The organism is Enterobacter soli (genome assembly GCF_964208575.1).
GTDB lineage: Bacteria > Pseudomonadota > Gammaproteobacteria > Enterobacterales > Enterobacteriaceae > Enterobacter > Enterobacter soli_A.
The window spans coordinates 107,072-123,330 of record NZ_CAXOFU010000005.1; the positions used below are offsets into that span (position 1 = coordinate 107,072).

Genomic DNA, 16,259 nt, shown 5'->3' on the forward strand with positions numbered 1-16,259 from the left:
CCTTTTTTGCGCAATGTAAGGGTGTTGTCATATGCAAACTATTGACGGTAATGGTGCGGTCGCGTCGGTCGCGTTCCGAACCAGCGAAGTTATCGCCATCTACCCAATTACGCCAAGTTCAACGATGGCTGAACAGGCGGACGCCTGGGCGGGAAACGGAGTAAAAAACGTCTGGGGTGATGTCCCCCGGGTCGTGGAAATGCAGTCCGAAGCCGGCGCGATTGCCGCCGTCCACGGGGCGCTGCAGACCGGTGCCCTCTCCACCTCGTTCACCTCTTCCCAGGGATTGTTGTTAATGATCCCAACGCTGTACAAGCTGGCGGGCCAGCTGACCCCCTTTGTTCTGCACGTCGCCGCGCGTACCGTGGCCACCCACGCGCTCTCTATTTTTGGCGATCACTCAGACGTGATGGCCGTTCGCCAGACCGGCTGCGCCATGCTGTGCGCCAGCAGCGTTCAGGAAGCGCAGGACTTCGCGCTGATTTCGCACATCGCCACCCTGAAAAGCCGCGTGCCGTTTATTCATTTCTTTGATGGTTTCCGCACCTCCCACGAAATAAACAAAATCGTCCCACTGGCGGACAGCACCATCAAAGACCTGCTGCCGCAGGCGGATATCGACGCCCACCGCGCCCGCGCCCTGAACCCGGAACACCCGGTTATCCGCGGCACCTCCGCCAACCCGGATACCTACTTCCAGTCTCGTGAAGCGACAAACCCGTGGTACAACGCGGTGTATGACCACGTTGAGCAGGCGATGAACGATTTCGCCAGCGCCACCGGACGCGAATACAAGCCGTTCGAATATTACGGCCACCCGCAGGCCGAACGCGTTATCGTGCTGATGGGGTCGGCGATTGGCACCTGCGAAGAGGTGGTCGACGAACTGCTGACGCGCGGGGAAAAGGTCGGGGTGCTGAAAGTGCGCCTCTATCGCCCGTTCTCGGCTAAACACCTGCTCTCCGCCCTGCCGGAAAGCGCCCGCACCGTGGCGGTGCTGGATCGCACTAAAGAGCCGGGCGCCCACGCCGAGCCGCTCTATCTGGACGTGATGACCGCCCTGGCGGAAGCCTTCAACAGCGGCGAACGCGAAACCCTGCCGCGCGTCATCGGCGGGCGTTACGGTCTGTCTTCTAAAGAGTTCGGCCCGGACTGCGTGCTCGCCGTGTTCAACGAGCTGAGCGCCGCGAAACCGAAGCCGCGCTTCACGGTGGGCATTTACGACGATGTCACCAACCTGTCGCTGGCATTGCCGGAAAACACCCTGCCCTCCGGCGCGAAGCTTGAAGCGCTGTTCTACGGCCTGGGCAGCGACGGCAGCGTGTCGGCCACCAAAAACAACATCAAGATTATCGGTAACTCGACGCCGTGGTATGCGCAGGGTTACTTTGTGTATGACTCCAAAAAGGCCGGCGGCCTGACCGTTTCGCACCTGCGCGTCAGCGAGCAGCCCATCCGCTCGGCGTACCTGATTTCGCAGGCGGACTTCGTGGGCTGCCACCAGCTGCAGTTTATCGATAAATACCAGATGGCCGAGCGCCTGAAGCCCGGCGGCATTTTCCTGCTCAACACGCCGTACAGCGCCGACGAGGTCTGGGCGCGGCTGCCGCAGGAAGTGCAGGCGGTGCTGAACCAGAAAAAAGCGCGCTTCTTCGTGGTGAACGCCGCGAAAATCGCCCGCGAGTGCGGCCTGGCGGCGCGTATCAACACGGTAATGCAGATGGCCTTCTTCCACCTGACCAACATCCTGCCGGGCGACAGCGCCCTGATGGAGCTTCAGGGGGCGATTGCCAAAAGCTACAGCAGCAAAGGCCAGGAGCTGGTTGAGCGTAACTGGCAGGCGCTGGCGCTGGCGCGCGAGTCGCTGGCGGAAGTGCCGCTGCAGCAGGTAAACGCCACAAGCCCGAACCGCCCTCCGGTGGTCTCTGACGAAGCGCCTGACTTTGTTAAAACCGTCACCGCCGCGATGCTGGCGGGTCTGGGCGATGCCCTGCCCGTCTCTGCGCTGCCGCCGGACGGCACCTGGCCGATGGGCACCACGCGCTGGGAAAAACGCAACATCGCCGAAGAGATCCCTATCTGGAAAGAGGAGCTTTGCACCCAGTGTAACCACTGCGTGGCGGCCTGCCCGCACTCGGCCATTCGTGCCAAGGTGGTCTCTCCGGAAGCGATGGAGGCCGCACCTGCCAGCCTGCATTCGCTGGACGTGAAATCCCGCGATATGCGCGGTCAAAAATACGTTCTGCAGGTGGCGCCGGAAGACTGCACCGGCTGTAACCTGTGCGTCGAGGTCTGCCCGGCGAAAGATCGTCAAAATCCGGAAATCAAAGCCATCAATATGATGTCGCGCCTGGAGCACGTCGAAGAAGAGAAAGTGAATTACGACTTCTTCCTCGACCTGCCGGAAATCGACCGCAGCAAACTGGAACGTATCGACATCCGCACGTCGCAGCTGATCACCCCGCTGTTTGAGTACTCTGGCGCCTGCTCCGGCTGCGGCGAAACGCCGTATATCAAGCTGCTGACCCAGCTCTACGGCGACCGCATGCTGATTGCCAACGCCACGGGCTGTTCGTCGATTTACGGCGGTAACCTGCCGTCAACGCCGTACACCACGGACGCCAACGGGCGCGGGCCGGCGTGGGCAAACTCCCTGTTTGAAGATAACGCCGAGTTTGGCCTGGGCTTCCGCTTGACCGTTGACCAGCACCGCACCCGCGTGATGCGTTTGCTCGAGCAGTTTGCCGATAAGATCCCGGCCGAGCTGAACGAAGCTCTGCACAGCGAAGCCGCGCCGGAGGTGCGCCGCGAGCAGGTCGCCCAGCTGCGCAGCGCGCTTCAGGGCGTGGAAGGCGCAGACGAGCTGCTGACCGACGCCGACGCGCTGGTGGAAAAGTCCATCTGGCTTATTGGTGGCGACGGCTGGGCCTACGACATTGGCTTCGGCGGGCTGGATCACGTTCTGAGCCTGACCGAAAACGTCAACATTCTGGTGCTGGATACGCAGTGTTATTCCAACACCGGCGGACAGGCGTCGAAGGCAACCCCGCTGGGCGCGGTGACCAAGTTTGGCGAGCACGGCAAGCGCAAGGCGCGTAAAGATCTCGGCGTCAGCATGATGATGTACGGGCACGTTTACGTTGCGCAGATTTCCCTCGGCGCGCAGCTTAACCAGACCGTGAAAGCGATTCAGGAGGCGGAAGCGTACCCTGGCCCGTCGCTGATCATCGCCTACAGCCCGTGCGAGGAGCATGGCTATGACCTGGCGCTCAGCCACGATCAGATGCGCCAGCTTACCGCCACCGGCTTCTGGCCGCTGTACCGCTTCGATCCGCGTCGCGCTGATGAAGGCAAACTGCCGCTGGCGCTGGACTCACGTCCGCCGTCGGATGCCCTTGCCGAGACATTAATGCAGGAGCAGCGCTTCCGTCGCCTTAATGCTCAGCAGCCGGACGTGGCGGAGCAGCTGTGGAAAGACGCCGCGGCCGATCTGCAAAAGCGCTATGACTTCCTGGCGCAGATGGCGGGAAAAGCTGAAAAAACCGCCAGCGAGTAATCAACCTGCCCGGCCTGTCCGGGCATTTTTTTGCCATAAAAAAAGCCCGATGCTCTCGCACCGGGCTAATCCAATTTACCTGCGAATAACTGTTTAAATAATTAAAAAGCATTCACACAAATAATGGATGAAAATCTTAAAGGCATATAACGCCGTAGAGCCTACTCGCTTTAACGCCTTATTAATAATTTTTATTTTGTATGTTTCAAGCCAACTCATTCATATTAATTATCACCATTTCTTCCGCATTATCCTGTTTAGATTTTACTTAATTGGTAACAAATATATTTTGTTCATACTCACGTTTAGTGATCTAGTATGCGACATCTTTCCTCGCAGGAAAGTTCAATCAGTAATTAAATAAAAACATGCAAAGGAATATCACGATGCAAAGAAAAGTACTGGCCCTGATGATTCCAGCCCTTTTAATGGCTGGCGCAGCTCACGCAGCTGAAATTTATAACAAAGATGGCAACAAATTAGATCTGTACGGAAAAGTAGATGGTCTACACTACTTCTCTGACGATAAAGGTGCTGATGGCGATCAGACCTACATGCGTCTGGGCTTCAAAGGCGAAACCCAGATTAACGACATGATGACTGGCTACGCGCAGTGGGAATACAACATCCAGGCGAATAACACCGAAGGTTCTGACAACCAGTCCTGGACGCGTCTGGCGTTCGCCGGTATCAAAGTGGGCGACTACGGCTCATTCGACTACGGTCGTAACTACGGCGTGCTGTACGACGTGGAAGGCTGGACCGATATGCTGCCAGAGTTCGGCGGCGACTCCTACACCAAAGCGGATAACTTCATGACCGGCCGTGCAAACGGCGTAGCAACCTACCGTAACACCGACTTCTACGGCCTGGTGCAGGGTCTGAACTTTGCCCTGCAGTATCAGGGTAAAAACGAAGGCAGCAACTGCGACGAAAATGGCTGCTCGCAGGAAGGCACCAACAACCGTTCAGATAACAACATCCGCAACCAGAACGGTGACGGCTTCGGTATTTCTTCTACCTATGACTTCGGCATGGGCTTCAGCGCGGGTGCGGCTTACACCTCTTCTGACCGTACCAATGACCAGGTCACCGCAGGCTACGGCGCAGCGTCCCAGTATGCGGGCGGCGATAAAGCCGACGCGTGGACTGCTGGCCTGAAATATGACGCCAATAATATTTACCTGGCAACCATGTATTCAGAAACCCGTAATATGACCCCGTACGGCTCATCTGACAGCCAAAACGGCGGCGGTATCGCAAACAAAACCCAGAACTTCGAAGTTACCGCGCAATACCAGTTTGATTTCGGTCTGCGTCCGGCTATTTCTTACCTGCAGTCCAAAGGTAAAGACCTGGGCAACGGCGAAGGCGATAAAGATCTGGTTAAATATGCTGACGTAGGCGCGACCTACTATTTCAACAAAAATATGTCTACCTACGTTGATTATAAAATCAACCTGCTGGACGAAGACGACCAGTTCTACAAAAACAACGGTATCGGCACTGACGACATCGTAGCATTAGGCCTGGTGTACCAGTTCTAATTACTCGGGCCCGCGTGCAGACGCGGGCTTTTATTTTATTTCCGTAAACGCTTTAACGGGAATAGGCCCGTTCAATTTAAGTCAGTCATCACTTTCCCTTATCCTCACCCGCCGCCAATTATTTGCTTAACTGATGCAATATTGATATTGCGCCGCGTACCTATAATGATGGATGATGAATATCCCCGTTACGCCGTAGGGAGTCTCTGCTATGACCCATCATCCGGTGACATCGTCACGTATCTCGTCCATCGCCTACGATGAGCGCAGCGCTACCCTTGAGATCCGCTTCCATAACCGCACCGCTTTTCAGTATCAGCGTGTTCCCGCTCGCATTTTTCGCGATTTCCTGAGCGTGGTATCGAAAGGACGCTTCTATGACGGGGTCGTTAAAGGTAAGTTTAAAGAGGTAAAAGTATACTGATTCGGACATGTGCAGTATGAAAAAGGACCTTCGTTTTGTTTAGTCGTATTTCCGTCACCGTGCTTGCCCTTCTCGCTCTTCTGTGGATGGCGCTGATTTTCGATTTTGGCGGTATCGTCAGCCATCTTGGCGATCTGTTAAACCATCTGGACGGCAATTAAAATCTTTCTGTCGCGCAATGTGGATCTGCGCTAAAACCTGCTTTCATAGTCAGCGCTGTTTCGATAATGGCCGTGGTTAATTTCCACCAGCGCGGCCAGCGGAGATCGCATCATCGGAGGCTTCTGCGTAATCGACATAAAGCCCCTCTAGCCCAATCTCCAGCATGTTCTCGGACACCAGCTGCGACTGCTGGTTAATACTGGTTCCTGCAGCATCAGCATTGTCCAGCAGGTATTTCAGTTTCTCCGGACCGCTGAAGGTGAAATCCTTTCGATACGCCATGCCAAGCATGCCGATCTTCGTATTACCTGCAATGGAATAGAACACCGCGCGGCTCAGATAGTCTTCGTTGCGTTTGCGGTTACGCGTGGATTTATCGGTTGGGTCGAGATACGGCAGATATTTATTACCCGCCGCCTTTACGGCCTCAGCTCCTTTGCAGAAGTCCCTGCATTTCCGCCAGGCAGCAGAAGCCACCCGGTGTTCTGGTCGAACCCAGGTGATGTCGTCGTTTGCCATATCAGAAAGTGGTGTCCATGGTGATTGAGTATGCTGGTTTCACGATCGAGTAATCCTTCACGATGAAGTACCCACCAGCATCATTAGGGTGATCGTTATCCGCTGATTTATCCGGTTCGCCATTTGCCGCCCAGATCTGCTGCTCCAGGCTCTCGGTGTAAACGGGGCAGTTTTGCACGTTCACCAGATAGCGGCGTTCGCCGATGGCGTTGCAGAACATGGCGTTCATCGAGTTGATGCGGTCTTTTACCGGAGGGTTGGCATCATCAACAATGACGCTAAATCCGGCATCGTTGAGCTGGGCGATATCTGTCTTGCTGGCGTTCTGTGATTTGCGGGAATCACCTGACGCATCTGGATAGATGTAAATCTCCCGGCTCTTCACGTAGCGACCATCCTCATAGCGCCAGAACTCTTCCTGAATGCGCTTTATCATCGCCGGCGTATCGTAGACCTTCACCAGTTCACGAACAGCGCGCGGCAGGCCGTTTCGCTTTACGTGAACAATTGCTGCCATTTTCCCGACGTTGAAGTCCATGCCGATAAATAGCGGATCCCCATCCTGAATCTCGTCAGAACAGTTATTCAGCTTACGGTTGAACGTGTGGTAAATGGTCCCGCTGTTGAGGTTGGTGAACTTCCCGCGCAGGTATGCCTGAATCAGTTCGTCAGGGTAAGAGCTCAGCAGCGATGGGATGTAATCCGCGGGCAGGTTCTTAGCGTTATCGAACGTGCTGGCCTGTATCAGACCATACATAGCCGAGAGCTCTGGTTTTTCACTCACCGCCTTCACGAACTGCTGGTAGACGAACTTGAACCCTTCCGGCATGGTCGTGACATCGATGCCGTTACGCAGTCCATCTACCTTGTAACGCATGCGGGCGATGATTTTTCGCCATGCCTGTTGCGCTTTGGCAGCCGCCATAACGTCCAGCTCATCCACCATCGCGTTACCGATTTTGGAGCCGACTATCGAGCCGGGCTTTTCCACGGAGCGGCAGATTGTCGTCCCGCGGTACCGTCGCCCCTCGTAGAAGTGAACCTCTTTATTGCCTTCGTTGATTTTGACGCTCAGACCCCAGTCAAAGGCCACCTCTTCAATCGTAGGATAAAATATGTCACGAATCTGCGGGTAAGTCGGCGCGAAGTAACCCTGGTTAATCTTCGGATGCTCCCACATCCCTTTGCAGATGCCGCCACAGCCCACCCACGTCTTACCGGAACCGAACCCGGCAACGTAGGCTTTGAACTTGTGCTGCATCGCGAGGAAGCGCGCCTGAGGAATGTTAAGTGTCGGGCTGATCCCCATCTTCCGCCCTCGCGTCCACTACGTTGATATTGATCTGCACTGGGGTTGGTTCGTCGTCCTCACCATCACCGGCTAGCTCTTTACGGAGTTTCTCGACCTCCAGTTGCCGGCGTTCGATTTCTATCTGCTGCAGGCGCTGCGCAAACTCGCTGTCAGCCAGGCCAAGGCGCTTCATAACAACCTCGAACATCCGCTCGCGGCTGATTGCTGTGATTTCGACGCCATTTTTGCCGACCTTCACACCGGAGTAAGCGAGCCGAGAAGCTGCCGGGAGTTTGCGCGTATCGGGGAAATAAGGCTGGCCAATGCCGTCGCCATTGCAGCGCGGACATTCAGGGTTAGGCTCTCTGTTGTGGTCATCGCCGTAACCGCCGGAATCTTCAGGTTCACGTCTGTCACGCTCAACAGCCTCGAGTCTTTTCTCTTCGAACTCCACGGCATCCCGCCACTGGTAGTGGTGACCGAAGCCCCAGCAGTAACGGCACGCGCCGCGGCGATATTGTGAGAGCTGGTTTGCATCGAAGGTTGCGAGTTGCCACATCTGCGCCAGGACTTCATCGGCACTGCCAAGCGTGCGCGCAATGGAGGCTTTCTGCTGCTGCGCAATGGCCTGAGCAACGTTAGGATTCGTTATGAGCTGGCGACCGTAGTTTGGGTCACTATAACCAGCACGTGCAGCGGCAGCGGTCGCGTTGTTGTCTTTCAGGTATTCCGCGACAAATAAGCGCTGCTGTGCGGTAAGTCCATCATCATCCACCAGTTCATTTGCGCTTTTTTCTTTCTGCGCAGTGCGCATTTTTTTCTGCGCAGGTTTTTGCGCAGTTTGCGCAGAAGGTTTTTTGATATATCGACGGGCGGTAGCATAGTTCAGTCCCTGCGCTTCACACCATTCCTTTGGTGATACGCCGGTTGCGGCATGTTCGGACAGAAACCGTTGCTGAAGGTCGCCCCAGTCCGGTTTTGCCATTTCTTACTCCAATAAAAAAACCGCCCTGAGGCGGTTAAACTTTGTTGAATGCTACGTACTGTATCCAGAGGTTTTCTCGAAGCCTCTGTTTTTCAGCCATTAAGGACTCTAATATGTCACCTGAGGATTGTCCACCATCGCAACTGTAGACTTCACCATACGAATACGCCGGTAAGTGCTCCCATGTGGTTGCATCGTAAGCATTCCATGAAAAAACCACTTCTCTTTCTCTTCCATAACCCCTCCATATGCCGAGGAGTTATTGTGCATTATCACAGGCACTCAGTGAATACCTGCAGTAATGCCGATCCCCTTGGTGGAGGCAACCATTATCAAGCCTACTTACAGGCGGCTTTTACCGCAGTCGTTGCTACTGAAGTGATCATACCCATGCCTAAATCTCAGTTCGAGTAAAAAATCTTTAAAGAAACACTCTAGAGTTGCCGTCTTTATTGTTTAGACACATAAAAAAGGAGAAAGTATGAGTATAGATTCGATGATGGCAGCCCAAGACTACCGTGGATATTTGGGTGTTGCAACCGAAACTGTTGCAGAAGTGACCGGTTACGTGAAGGGGTCTGAATATAAAATCACTGTGACTATTGACCATAACAAAGTAGAATTTGCATTTAATGAGCCGATTGGTCAGTTTCAGTACTTCAACACAGACTGGCAAATCATGGAATGGGACGAAGTAGAAAAGATTTTGACCGTGAGCAACAATAGTCCTAAATACTCCTTCAAAGTATTTTTCCCTCAGCAATAAATAATCTTTTTACGTACGAGCCTTTCAAGGGCTCGTTATTTACACAGTTTCTGCTCCATACCAAATTATGAGCCGAGATGTTTTTCTTCGTCTGCTGGTCCATAACGTTGATACCATGATCAGTCAGGTAGATTGGCTTTACCCGGTCACAGGTGGTATCAACATCCGCCGGCCCGCTTCTGTGTTCCACCCAGTCCGCGAACAACCTCGTCGCAGGCATATGTTTAAAAGTATGCTTTATCTTTCGTTTGTTTAGGTGTCCCTATGCGACTTCAATGCTGGAGATTCCCGAGCGGGTCAAGATTCTTCGCATTATCAGGCCGCTTTATCTTCTTGAGCAGTGCGATGGTGTTTCCTTCAATCGACATCTAAACGATATTCAATCCGGATAGCGTTGTCCTCCAGACTTTAGGCCACAATGACACTGGCTTGACTTCAACGGTCGAGGCTACGATGTCCAGCACGTCCATCTGGTCAATTTCAACGAGGCGATTCAGTGAGTATGTCGCATTTATGCCAACCAGATCATTGCGTTGCGCTTTAAGTTCGGCAATTCTGGAGTTGATGTCAGGTTTTGACAGGTTTTCGGACGCAGTACGGTTAGCTGTCTTTGCGCTGTACCCCGCCCGAATAGCCGCTTGCGTGGCATCTAAATCCATGAGGTACTCGCGACAGAACATTTCTTGTTTGTCGGTGAGTGCCATAACTACTCCCTAAGGAACTTTTAGATGAAAAATTGGGCGGATGACTTAATTTGCGCACACGTTGATTGTGATGCCGAACAGGATATTATTGAAACCTTGAGAGATCTGGGTAATCAGGGGCTGCTTGCAGGTTGGCGTCTTGAACCTTTGAATATTCCAGGGGGATTTCCGTGGTGCTTGTCAAAAGGAGGTATCCAAGTGGCTCTGGTTCAAACAAGAAAAAACATTGCTATGACCTCAAACGTCTTCCCCTCAGATCCCAATGAAGATGCTGCGAGTAGCAATATATATATCAAGCAGGTTCATGAGATCTTTAATAATACAAATGGTGTTGTTAGTAGCAATCTCGGTTGACGCTGAGGAACTTCATCCTCTCATTACATAACAAGTTGGGATTACCCCTTGTGTTCCAGCATGCCATTACGATGGGTCTGCCCATGGTGATGGCAATAAACAACCGCTCGGAGGCGGCTGTCTTCTATCTCAGATACCTAGCAACGGCCTGAGTCCATTCAACTGCTCTGCCTTGATCACCATGCCTAAATTCATCATTAACGTTGTGCTAACCACTGGTGTAGCTACAGTAGGAACATCTACTATGTTAATGCTTCCATTTACATCAAGAGTAGGGCCGGCATATAACACCCCCAAAAAGAGAAATCTATTTCCAATCGCCCAGCCATCTGAGGTGGCAAAGCCTCCTTCATTCATAATGTATACAGGCGAACCGCTGGATCCCCCAAAACAGGCCATATCAATCATGAACTCAGGCCTGCCCTGCCAATCCTCAAGCAATGATGAGGCAGTGATGCCCTTTCTGGTAATAGGCCTATTATTGACCGTATCCCATAAGCCATTTGGATAGCCAGTCATAAAAACTTCTTCAACTGGAGTAACGTGATGCTGGTTAAGAAAACTACGATCGGTAAAGATAAATTTATCGACCTCAATCCCTTGTGAACTTAACTCGTTCAGAAAATGACCAATAGGTAGGGCGCAAAGATCAATATTTGGGTCTGGGTGCTGTATGAAATCACTAGGATTATTCACCGTTGCGTCATAAAATTTTAATTGTGGGTTCGCAGCGGATGAAACGTTGAATCTAATACGAATTGTGGTGGAATTAGCAATCACATGTTTATTTGTTACGAGTAATGGAAGGCCTGTGTCTCCTGTAGTTGAAAAACCAAACCAAAATCCCGTACCAACCGACACGCCACCTCCAACAACATCACACTCAATTCTAACTGTAGATTTTGAGATTAACTGACTCACTGACATAGACTTAGTCCTCTTAATTTAGGCCAGTCCATGATAAAAGACAGTCTGGGCATTCAGTAGTATTTTGTGTTATTTCATACACAGATCTTTAATGTAATCCTGCAGATATCCGACCTGCTTCGTCACTGTGACTATTCGCTCTCTGAGGGTGAAATAATCGCGTTCAGCGGAGTCAGTAAGTTTGGGGCTGGTAGCATCGCCCATGCCGCCGGTGCTGGTCGTTCCGTTCGCGGGACATTTTGCGTTGAGCTGCAGCCGCTTACGGCCAGCAATGACATCGCTATGCAGACGCTCAATGATTTCTTTCGCATCAGCCAGTTCTCCAGTGTATTTGGCATCCAGTGCAGCGACATCGCGCTGGCGCACCTGCATGTCTTTGATGATGGCGTTCGCCAGGCTGAGTTGTTCGGTAGCATTATCGCGCTGGTCTTTGTAGGTGATGGCGTTGTCGCGGTAGTGGTTAATTCCCCAAGCCATGGAAACCAGCAGGCAAATAACGACAGCGCAGATGATTGCGGTTAATCGGCTCATTTCTGTTCCCACTAGCAAACTTCACGCTCAATCTCGCGCCGGGTGATAAGCCCCTTCCACTGTTTGCCACCTGCATAGTCCAGCGCTGCAGTTCTTTGCAGGCCCCCGGCACGTCTCCGTCGTTCAGCTTCTTCAGAAGCGTCGAGCTGGCGAAAGCACCAGAACCAACGTTATAGGTGAAGGAGTAAAGTGCGGCACGCGTAGGTTCAGGGATGCGAACCTTTATAAGCGGATCGATTGTCGTCGCCACCTTGCGCAGATCAGACTGGAGCAGAGCATCACACTCTTTGTCTATATAGCGGTGACCGCGCCGAACGTCAGTGCCAGTATGCCCATCGCAAACAGTCCAGACGCCGACCACATCCTGATAAGCGTCATACCGTCGCCCTTCCAGCCCGTCAGCATTGCCCAGCATCAATGCTGCAATCGTGATTGCTCCGGATCCGCCAACAATGGCACCCACCAGCTTATTCCTGAGTGTCGGGTTCATTTCGGCTCCTGCTGCGGCGGTTGTCTTCACGGATCTTGAAATAGAGATTCGTCAGATAAGTAAGAACGGCGATGATGCCCACCAGCACGCCGATAGCGTTCCACTGCTCGGGGCTGAAGGTATTCAACATGCCGTTAAGGATACTCCCGGCTGAAGCGCCATAGGCTGCACCAGTGGTTATTTTTTTCATGCGATACATGCTCTCACCTCGCGTTATTGGCGGGTGCTATGTGTTTGGAAAGGGTCGGCTCAGGACGATTTCTAAAGTAGGCATGTCGATGATGATTCCCAGGCCCTGAAATAGAAAAAGGCCGCCCAATCGCGGCCTAAAGTTAAGAGCGGAACACTTACTGCCGAGTGAATGTAACGTTATCGAATGAGAACACTTCTCGGACACCGGCAGTATTCGTATAAGCGCGAGCACCACTCATAAGGATTTTGGAAGGATTATTAGAGGAACAACCAACCCATGAGTCAAAAATAACATAACCCCAGTTCGAAGGACGATAGCGACATGTCACTCGCACGGCCAGAGATACTTGTCCCTGTAGGTAATCCTAGCCCCCGTTAAAACCCACTGTTGCATCATAGGTAATATCACCCACAGGTGTATCAAGCGCTGTTAAAGTACCTTCGAATGTACCGTTATTTACATTCACTGAAGTAACAGTGAGTTTGTGTTTACCATCTCCACTAACAAAAACACCCGTTGATAAAGCCATATATAACCTCTGTATGTTGAGAACAAACGACATAAAATCGATTTTGGAAAACAAAAAAGGCCGCCAGTTGGCAGTCTTAGATAAGAATGATGGTATTAAATTGGGGGAGAAAGTGTGCCAGCAAGAACCTCAGCCTCACCATTGTCACAAATGTCATCGCCTCGCGTCAGTTGCCAGATGCCAGTTATGGTTTGGCCGGTTTCAAGGTCTTCGGTCTCGCCGTTGATGTGGTACTTAGGCCAAATTAACTACGCAAACCCAATGGTAAAATCAGACGTTTGCCCATATATAAACTCATTGAAAATGATGCGGATCACAAAATGCGTACGCGCTGTAAGTCATATTAAACAATGAATTAGGAATGGGAGATATCTATGCAGATTTCAGGATTGAAAGAACTACACAAAGACATGAGACGAAATGGTAAAACTCGGACTCAGTTTCAGTACAGGCATAATCAGGTAGCCTTCGATGTGCTGTTTTTCACAGATGGCACCCCATACAAACTACTTTTCGGCGCAATAGGGGAAAAGTGTTGTTTCGTGGTAAACGTCAAACCGGGCTATTCTATCGATCCCTTCTTGCAGCCTAAATCGGCATATAGCGACTTATGTCGTGTCTTAGGTATCGAGTACGACCCTGAAAATCCTTTCAGTACTGCAAAATTCTTTCGACACTTTGCAGAAGCAGTTCCACATACAATAACCACGACTAAAGAACCGAAGACGCTACTAAGCACTCAAGCAAACCTTAATGATGACGGAGATAAAATCTTCTTCAGCCATTGGCGAAACAACGGTAACAGCAGCCATGTAACTGGCCTTAATCTCGATAAAACGCAGAAAGCATTTGGAATCGAGATTGCAAATTTCTGCCTGGAGCGGAATATCAGCAGCTGCTGGACTGTAACGGAGAAGAGAAAACCTGAGTGATACTGAACAATGTAAGCTGTGTGACGAAGTAACGACTTTTAACAGGTTACGATAGTTTTTGCGTACGCGTTAGCTTTATTGTAATGTTTTGAAATAGGTATGACTCTATGCCAGAGCATTGTTACACAGCAAATTATATATAAATTTATATTTTCAAGGTAAGATTTTTATGAGCGGATTCGCTTGTTAGGAATATGGAAACGTCATAGATGACTTCGAATAAGATTGTGGGGCAAATCCCAATGTCGCAACAATCGGCAACCAAAACTTCATGGTTGTGAATGCAATCACAGCACATTTTGAAAAAGAGAAATTTTTTGAGTTTACAATGGGGCAGTTATGGAATCTTACCACTCCTGTCGCTACGGAATTCATTACTAGAATTGAAAAGAAATTTCGTCGCATGAATAAATTCCATAATTACTTAGTCAAAGACACTCTTCCTAATTCAATTCCTACTCTATTATCAAAATTTAGCACAGGCACCATTATTTTCGAAACACTTTGTCAATCTGTGATAAATAAATTGAAATTAAATTCCAATAACGAGGATATTGTATCAAAGTTGGTTGATGGGACATTGGTATTTGTACATTATAAATCTATCAATGACGCCGATGATTTAGGCAAACTCAGTTACGCCGGCTACACGCTCTCTCCTCTAGGGTAAAAAACTTAAGTTGCAGTTGAAATAATCTCATTGGAAAAAATTATCATGATGTCCAAATATGAGAAAATTAAAGGAGATAATGAAATTAAGAAAATTACACGAAGTTCTTTATGTCATTGATAAAAAATTAATACTCAATTAGATAAAGAGAACTTACAGGAACCCTACCAAACCGCGAAAATTCTGAATTTACATTTAAAACATCACTTGCTTTAAACTGTTAACATTGAGTAATTGACAAGCCAAAGCAGCAGTGTATGCTTTTTAAGCACTGTGTGGATGATCAGCATGCTGAGTCAGCATATTGTTTCAGTTGGGAATTAACTTTCTCGCTCAATGGATTGGGCTTCCTATCATATCTTTAGCTTTTCAAAAGCTAAATGCACATTTCGCGCTTAAAAGGAGATAATTATGGCTATCAATTATGGTGATGGAACAAAGTGGAGCTCTGAACGTGGCGAGCAATTACCTCGCCCAGAAGGTAATAATGGTAAACACGACAGTAATAATAACGCACCCTCAACCCCACAGTCAAAACAAGTATCTGCAGTTCAGTCAGATCCAGTAGTACGTGAAAAACTGGCAAATTTATTGATTGCTGTTCGTGCACTTAATCCCACAGCGAAAGTTCATCTCGTAGGTTTATCAGCCTCAGGAACATTGAGTATTTCTATTGATAATTTAGATGTTGATCAGGCTAGTTCTCTAGGACTGAGTGGTATGCTGCTCGGATATAAATTTAGTCAGGGCAAGTTAGTTTTAGGGGAAATTGAAACAGGTCATAAACTCTCTGGGACTAACCCTTCAAAAAACTCAGGAACAGCGGGAGGGCTTGATGGCATTATATCCAATGCGAATAATGCTACTAAGCCTCAGGCAATGCCAACAATAGAAGAAAGGGCTTCAAAGCTATACCGCTCCGATAATGTATCTCGTAAGGCTTTAATCAATATGTATAAAGAGTCTAAGGCCAAAGGTGCAATACCCAGCAAAGTCAAAGGAGATCTTAGAAAAAAAGTTCAGATGATGCTTGATGAAGATAAAAAGATTGCAGATGAAGAGGCATACAAGAAGCTGACAGAGAAAGACTTACTTATCAAGACCGCCGAACTATTGCAGGATAGCGGGGAAAAAGTCACTGGCGTTGCAAGCGCAAGATACAAATCACTGGCAAAAGAAATTGCAGATAACATCAAGAATTTTCAGGGGAAAAATATTCGTAGCTATAATGATGCTATGAAGACTTTAAACCGTCTCACCTCAAGCCCCAACATGAAAATCAGTGCAAAAGATAAAGCAGCACTTGTTAATGCATGGAGAAGTGTTGACAAGTCGAATATGGCCGCAAGACTTGCAAGTTTAAGCAAAGCATTTACTGCTGCGGGTTGGGCAATAAAAATAGGAAAGGTATATGAAAAAAGCGTAGTCGGGTATGATACAAACAACTGGGGTCCACTTATATTAGAAGTCGAGTCCTGGGTGCTCAGTGGTATTACCTCTGCTGTCGCTTTGGCTGCTCTTAGCGCTATTGTCTCAACATTTTTAGTAGTTGGTTCTCTTCCTGCAACAGCAATAATGATTGCAGGAGTATTGGGAATTGTTTACGTTTCGTCTTTGATTGATGATAAAGTCGCAGAAAAAGTAAATTCACAATTAATCAAAGCTGCCTGGTAAAAAAA

Annotated in this window: 16 protein-coding genes and 2 pseudogenes; 9 read left to right on the forward strand and 9 right to left on the reverse strand. The window is 49.9% G+C overall.

Annotation, left to right across the window (positions count from 1 at the left end; genetic code table 11):
- Window positions 1-31: 31 nt before the first annotated feature.
- The 4 genes from nifJ (at window position 32) to AB6V08_RS06720 (ending at window position 5,688) form a co-directional block, all read left to right on the forward strand.
- Entirely contained in the window at window positions 32-3,556 is a 3,525-nt protein-coding gene (nifJ, locus tag AB6V08_RS06705; protein WP_368541958.1) for a pyruvate:ferredoxin (flavodoxin) oxidoreductase, read from the forward strand.
- Between the two features lie 386 nt (window positions 3,557-3,942).
- A complete protein-coding gene (gene ompC / locus AB6V08_RS06710; RefSeq protein ID WP_368541959.1) occupies window positions 3,943-5,103 on the forward strand; it encodes a porin OmpC in 1,161 nt (386 codons plus the stop codon).
- 211 nt (window positions 5,104-5,314) lie between these two features.
- Window positions 5,315-5,527, forward strand: coding sequence for a KTSC domain-containing protein (locus AB6V08_RS06715; protein ID WP_368541960.1), 213 nt, complete (start codon window positions 5,315-5,317; stop codon window positions 5,525-5,527).
- A gap of 35 nt (window positions 5,528-5,562) precedes the next feature.
- The gene (locus AB6V08_RS06720; protein WP_368541961.1) at window positions 5,563-5,688 is read left to right on the forward strand and encodes a hypothetical protein; all 126 of its coding nucleotides are present in this window, start codon (window positions 5,563-5,565) and stop codon (window positions 5,686-5,688) included.
- 76 nt (window positions 5,689-5,764) lie between these two features.
- Here AB6V08_RS06720 and AB6V08_RS06725 read toward each other — a convergent pair whose 3' ends face one another.
- From AB6V08_RS06725 to AB6V08_RS06735, 3 genes are read right to left on the reverse strand one after another with little or no spacing between them, the layout of a single operon-like run.
- A complete protein-coding gene (locus tag AB6V08_RS06725; RefSeq protein ID WP_368541962.1) occupies window positions 5,765-6,208 on the reverse strand; it encodes a hypothetical protein in 444 nt (147 codons plus the stop codon).
- 1 nt (window position 6,209) lies between these two features.
- Window positions 6,210-7,517, reverse strand: coding sequence for a terminase large subunit domain-containing protein (locus AB6V08_RS06730; protein ID WP_368541963.1), 1,308 nt, complete (start codon window positions 7,515-7,517; stop codon window positions 6,210-6,212).
- Window positions 7,495-8,484 (reverse strand): terminase small subunit, encoded by a 990-nt coding sequence (locus AB6V08_RS06735; RefSeq protein WP_368541964.1) that lies wholly within the window; start codon window positions 8,482-8,484, stop codon window positions 7,495-7,497. The genes AB6V08_RS06730 and AB6V08_RS06735 overlap by 23 nt, the downstream gene beginning before the upstream one ends.
- A gap of 481 nt (window positions 8,485-8,965) precedes the next feature.
- On the opposite strand from AB6V08_RS06735, the gene AB6V08_RS06740 reads away from it, so the two are divergent.
- Window positions 8,966-9,250 carry a hypothetical protein gene (locus tag AB6V08_RS06740; RefSeq protein ID WP_368541965.1) on the forward strand — a complete coding sequence of 95 codons (285 nt, stop codon included), beginning with the start codon at window positions 8,966-8,968 and terminating at the stop codon, window positions 9,248-9,250.
- Between the two features lie 287 nt (window positions 9,251-9,537).
- Here the strand turns inward: AB6V08_RS06740 and AB6V08_RS06750 are convergent.
- Window positions 9,538-9,954, reverse strand: a pseudogene (locus AB6V08_RS06750) (terminase small subunit); the annotation flags it as partial.
- Window positions 9,955-9,978: 24 nt separating this feature from the next.
- On the opposite strand from AB6V08_RS06750, the gene AB6V08_RS06755 reads away from it, so the two are divergent.
- Window positions 9,979-10,308 carry a hypothetical protein gene (locus AB6V08_RS06755; RefSeq protein WP_368541967.1) on the forward strand — a complete coding sequence of 110 codons (330 nt, stop codon included), beginning with the start codon at window positions 9,979-9,981 and terminating at the stop codon, window positions 10,306-10,308.
- A gap of 129 nt (window positions 10,309-10,437) precedes the next feature.
- On the opposite strand, the gene AB6V08_RS06760 is transcribed toward AB6V08_RS06755, so the two are convergent.
- The 5 genes and pseudogenes from AB6V08_RS06760 to AB6V08_RS06780 all read right to left on the reverse strand — a co-directional run bounded on the left by AB6V08_RS06760 (window position 10,438) and on the right by AB6V08_RS06780 (window position 12,978).
- Window positions 10,438-11,235, reverse strand: coding sequence for a serine protease (locus AB6V08_RS06760; RefSeq protein WP_368541968.1), 798 nt, complete (start codon window positions 11,233-11,235; stop codon window positions 10,438-10,440).
- Between the two features lie 69 nt (window positions 11,236-11,304).
- Window positions 11,305-11,712 (reverse strand): lysis protein, encoded by a 408-nt coding sequence (locus AB6V08_RS06765; RefSeq protein WP_439649862.1) that lies wholly within the window; start codon window positions 11,710-11,712, stop codon window positions 11,305-11,307.
- A gap of 65 nt (window positions 11,713-11,777) precedes the next feature.
- Window positions 11,778-12,256, reverse strand: a pseudogene (locus tag AB6V08_RS06770) (lysozyme).
- Complete coding sequence (locus tag AB6V08_RS06775) at window positions 12,234-12,455, reverse strand: class II holin family protein (RefSeq protein ID WP_368541970.1); 222 nt, start codon at window positions 12,453-12,455, stop codon at window positions 12,234-12,236. The pseudogene AB6V08_RS06770 and the gene AB6V08_RS06775 overlap by 23 nt, the downstream one beginning before the upstream one ends.
- Window positions 12,456-12,813: 358 nt before the next feature.
- A complete protein-coding gene (locus AB6V08_RS06780; protein ID WP_368541971.1) occupies window positions 12,814-12,978 on the reverse strand; it encodes a hypothetical protein in 165 nt (54 codons plus the stop codon).
- Window positions 12,979-13,352: 374 nt separating this feature from the next.
- On the opposite strand from AB6V08_RS06780, the gene AB6V08_RS06785 reads away from it, so the two are divergent.
- From AB6V08_RS06785 to AB6V08_RS06795, 3 genes are all read left to right on the forward strand, one after another.
- The gene (locus AB6V08_RS06785) at window positions 13,353-13,910 is read left to right on the forward strand and encodes a DUF6037 family protein (protein ID WP_368541972.1); all 558 of its coding nucleotides are present in this window, start codon (window positions 13,353-13,355) and stop codon (window positions 13,908-13,910) included.
- Between the two features lie 271 nt (window positions 13,911-14,181).
- Window positions 14,182-14,580, forward strand: coding sequence for a hypothetical protein (locus tag AB6V08_RS06790; RefSeq protein WP_368541973.1), 399 nt, complete (start codon window positions 14,182-14,184; stop codon window positions 14,578-14,580).
- A gap of 411 nt (window positions 14,581-14,991) precedes the next feature.
- Window positions 14,992-16,254 carry a colicin-like pore-forming protein gene (locus AB6V08_RS06795; protein WP_368541974.1) on the forward strand — a complete coding sequence of 421 codons (1,263 nt, stop codon included), beginning with the start codon at window positions 14,992-14,994 and terminating at the stop codon, window positions 16,252-16,254.
- The last annotated feature ends 5 nt before the right edge of the window (window positions 16,255-16,259 follow it).